The organism is Stenotrophomonas sp. P5_A8, assembly GCF_056400545.1.
In genome coordinates this window covers 1-3,650 of the sequence record NZ_JBFULB010000369.1, presented here as the reverse complement: position 1 = coordinate 3,650, position 3,650 = coordinate 1, and the positions used below count along the sequence as shown (strand labels likewise).

Annotated in this window: 2 protein-coding genes; one reads left to right on the top strand and one right to left on the bottom strand. The window is 69.4% G+C overall.

The genetic code is table 11. The features are described 5' to 3' along the window. The first annotated feature begins 16 nt into the window (after positions 1-16). A complete protein-coding gene (locus AC1DQP_RS18125; RefSeq protein WP_478052161.1) occupies positions 17-2,662 on the top strand; it encodes a hybrid sensor histidine kinase/response regulator in 2,646 nt (881 codons plus the stop codon). A gap of 257 nt (positions 2,663-2,919) precedes the next feature. Here the strand turns inward: AC1DQP_RS18125 and AC1DQP_RS18120 are convergent, their stop codons facing one another. Next, a complete protein-coding gene (locus AC1DQP_RS18120; RefSeq protein ID WP_457321110.1) occupies positions 2,920-3,576 on the bottom strand; it encodes a LuxR C-terminal-related transcriptional regulator in 657 nt (218 codons plus the stop codon). Positions 3,577-3,650 lie beyond the last annotated feature (74 nt).

The following is a 3,650-nucleotide window of genomic DNA, read 5'->3' as shown; positions in this document are numbered from 1 at the left end:
ACCGTAGACTGCCGCCATGTACTGGCTCGGCCGCCATCGCACCCTGCTGTTGACCCTGCTGCTGATGATCGGCGGCACACTGCTGTGCGCGGCCGCCGCCGGGCACTATGCCTGGCGGCGTGCGCTGGCCACCGAAAGTGCCCAGGTGCAACGCCAGCTGGAACTGTACGGCCAGGGACTGCAGCAGCGTATCGACCGCTTCGGGACCCTGCCGCAGGTGCTGGCACTGGACCCGGACCTGCGCCGCGCCCTGCTCAAGGTGCCCGATGCCGCCGCGCGGCAGCGCCTGAACCTGAAACTGCAGCGCGCCAACCAGGTGACCCGCGCCTCCACCCTGACCCTGGTCGGCCACGACGGCGTGGCCGTGGCCGCCAGCAACTGGGACCAGCCCAGCAGCAACGTCGGCGAGGATTACAGCTACCGCCCCTATTACCGCCAGGCGCTGGCCACCGGCCGGGGTCGTTTCTACGGCATCGGCATGACCACCGGCGTGCCCGGGTATTTCCTGTCCCAGGCGATCGAGGAAGACGGCGTGCGGGTCGGCGTGGTGGTGATCAAGATCGAACTGTCGGCATTGGAACAGGAATGGTTGCCCAGCCCGGACGTGGTGCTGGCCAGCGATGAGCATGACGTGGTGTTCCTGGCCAACCGCGATGTTTGGCGCTACCGCCTGCTGCGCCCGCTGGGGCCGGGCGAGCGCCGCGAGATGCTGGAAGCGCGGCAGTACGCCGACCGCTCGCTGCAACCGCTGCGGGTCCGCACCGAAGATGTGCTTGAGAACGGCGGGCGCATGGTGCGCCTGCTCGATCCGGCGCTGCCCGGACGGATGCTCTGGCAAAGCCTGGCCCTGCCCGAGGAACACTGGAACCTGCACCTGCTGCACGATGCCGGCGCGGCCACCAGCGCCGGGCGCAGCGCGGCCATCGGCGGCGGCGCGGCGTGGTTGGCGTTGGGCTTCCTGGTGCTGTTCGTACAGCAGCGGCGGCGGCTGGATGCGCATCGGCAGCGCAGCCGACGCGAGCTGGAAAGCGTGCTGGCCCAGCATGCCGAGGAGCTGCGTACCGCGCAGGATGGCGTGCTGCAGGCCGCCCAGCAGGYCGACAGCGGGCTCAGCCGCAGCCTGGCGCACCTGCCGCAGGGCGTGGTGGTGATCGACAACGAACAGAACCTGGTGGCATGGAATGCGCGCTACCTGGAGCTGTTCAAATTTCCGCCCGGGCTGATCCGGGTCGGCCGCCCGATCGAGGAGATCTTTCGCTACAACGCGCGCCGTGGCCTGCTCGGTCCCGGCCCAATCGATGAGGCGATCGAGCGYCGCTTGAACCACCTGCGCAGCGGCCGGCCGCACATGCGCGAGAGCGAGAAAGACGACGGCACCGTGCTGGAGATCCGCGGCAATCCGCTGCCCGATGGCGGCTTTGTCACCAGCTATGCCGACATCACCGCCTACAAGAACACCGCGCGTGAACTGCGCTCGCTGGCCGATGCGCTGGAGCACCGCGTGGCCGAGCGCACCCGTGACCTGGACGAGGCGCGCCGCGAGGCCGAGCGGGCCAACCGCTACAAATCGCGTTTCGTCGCCTCGGCCGTGCACGACCTGCTGCAACCGTTGAACGCCGCGCGCATGTTCGTTTCGGTGCTGCGCGGCAAGCTGCACGGTGATGCGCGCGCATTGAGCGAGCACGTGGATGCGGCGCTGGCCGCGCAGGATGCGATCCTGACCAGCCTGCTGGATATATCGCGGCTGGAATCGGGCGCGCTGCAGACCCACGTGCGCGCGTTCGCGCTATCGCCGCTGCTGGAGACACTGGCACGTGAGTTCGGCATCGCCGCCGACAGTCGCGGGCTGCAGCTGCGTTGGGTGGATACGCGGGCGGTGGTGGTCAGCGATGAGGCATTGCTGCGCCGGATCCTGCAGAACTTCCTGTCCAATGCGCTGCGTTATACCCCGCGCGGGCGCGTGTTGCTGGGCTGCCGCCGCGTGGGCGACCAGTTGCGCATCGAGGTGCACGACCAGGGCCCGGGCATTCCGGAGAGCCTGCAGGGCGAGATCTTCGAGGAGTTCCGCCGGCTGGATGATGGCGTCGAACAGGAACGCGGCGCCGGGCTGGGATTGGCCATCGTCGAACGCATCGGCCGCCTGCTGGGGCATGGCATCCATCTGCGCTCCACGCTGGGACGCGGCAGCGTGTTCACGGTGAGCGTGCCGCTCGGCGACGCGGCGGCCATTCCGGCGCCGACGCCGGTGCCGGCCGTAGCGGCTGACGCCGGCGATGACAGCCCGCTGCGGCATTGCCGGGTCTGGAGCATCGATGACGACCCGCGTGTGTGCGCCGCCACCCGCGCGCTGCTGGAGCGCTGGGGCTGCGCGGTGGAGCTGGCCGATGGGCCGCAGGCCGTGCTGGAAATCGCCTCCGCGCTCAACGTGCCGCAGTTGCTGCTGCTGGATGTGCGCATGGGCCAGTGGCACGGCCCGGATCTGTATGAGCAGTTGTGTGGACTGTGGCAGGCGCGGCCACCGGTGATCCTGGTGACCGCCGAGCGCGATGATGTGTTGAAGGCGCAGGCTGCAGAGAACGGGTGGGGGTTCCTGTCCAAGCCGGTGCGGCCGCCGGCGCTGCGCGCGTTGATGACGCAGTTGCTGGTACGGCATCGGGGATGATCGGTGATTCGGAAGCAGCCGAGCATGGCTCGGCTCTACCGGGTGGATTGGGAGCAGCCGAGCGTGGCTCGGCTCTGCCGGGTAGATTGGGGTGTCAGCCGAGCGTGGCTCGGCTCTACCGGGTGGGTTGGGGAGCAGCCGAGCATGGCTCGGCTCTACCGGGTGGGTGGGGGGGCCAGGGTGCCACGCTCTGGTAGAGCCGAGCCATGCTCGGCTGACACCCTCCGGAGGTGACGATGTGTCCCCGCCCCGCGGCCTCAGCCGTCCAGCCCCGCGCCGGCATCGCCTTCCGGCTCCAGCGCCTTCACCAGTACCGCAGCCTGCGTGCGGCTGTGGCATTCCAGCTTTTTCAGGATCGCGGTGACATGCACCTTCACCGTGTTCTCAGCCAGGCCCAGCTCGTAGGCGATTTGCTTGTTGAGCAGGCCGTCGGCCAGGCACAGCAGCACGCGGAACTGCTGCGGGGTGAGCTGGGCGAGGCGTGCGGCGAGCAGCGCGTCGGACTCGGAGCGCTCTGGCGCCATGGCCGGGAACCACACCCCGCCATCGAGCACCGCCGCCACCGCCTGGCCGATAGTCTCGGCGGGGGCGGATTTGGGGATGAAGCCGGCTGCGCCGAACTGCTGCGCGCGGCGGATGACGCGCGGATGGTCGTTGGAGGAGACGATGACCACCGGGATGTCCGGGTGCGCGCCGCGTACGTGCAGCAGCGAGGAGAACCCGCGGGCACCGGGCATGGTCAGGTCCAGCAGCACCAGCTCGATCTCCGGGTGCTGGTCCAGCGCGGCTTCCAGTGCGGAGGCGCTGGCCACTTCGAGCACCTGCGCCTGCGGGAGCGACTGGCGCAGCGAGTGCACCACCGCCGCGCGCAGCAACGGGTGGTCGTCGGCAATCAGGACGGTGAATTCGCTCATGCGGTCCATTGTAATGCGGTTGCCGGGCAGAGCCCGGCGCTACACGGGTGGATCGTTGCAACGAGGTTGACGGC

What these genes read in the sequence shown, in the direction of transcription:
- AC1DQP_RS18120 (WP_457321110.1), bottom strand. Translation starts at nt 3,576, where the DNA reads ATGAGCGAATTCACCGTCCTGATTGCCGACGACCACCCGTTGCTGCGC.